The 328-nt window shown below is 71.6% G+C and carries 1 protein-coding gene; it reads right to left on the bottom strand.

The window, feature by feature from the left end; all coding sequences use genetic code 11:
- Window positions 1–306, bottom strand: a 306-nt coding sequence (locus tag D5084_RS09015) for a helix-turn-helix domain-containing protein (protein WP_274378883.1), incomplete at its 3' end; no start/stop codon positions are given.
- Between the last annotated feature and the right edge of the window lie 22 nt (window positions 307–328).

The raw sequence follows: 328 nt of genomic DNA, 5'->3' as shown, positions 1-328 counted from the left end.
CCAGCGGAATGTGACGAGGTGATGCCAGACGAAGCGCCAGAGCGCCCCGCCCGGCCGGAGCTTGCGCCGGGGCCGGCAGCGCAGCCGACGCCGGGCATAGGCGCGCTGGCCGGCCTGCGGACAGTATCCGGACCCCGCTCCGACGGCCGTTCCCGCTGCAACCCGCCCCCGCCCGAGTTCCCGGCAGATCGTGCTCGCCGACCGGCCAAGAAGCCGCGCGATCTCCCGCTGGCTCGTGCCTCGACGATGCTCTGCAAAGATCACCGCCCGCTCCGCACCATCCAGATGCAACCCCCGCCGATCCATCCCAAACCCCATCCCAACCTCA

Source organism: Tabrizicola thermarum (assembly GCF_003574395.1).
Lineage (GTDB): Bacteria > Pseudomonadota > Alphaproteobacteria > Rhodobacterales > Rhodobacteraceae > Tabrizicola > Tabrizicola thermarum.
The sequence above is the reverse complement of the archived record's forward strand: the minus strand, read 5'-3'. Positions and strand labels throughout refer to the sequence as shown.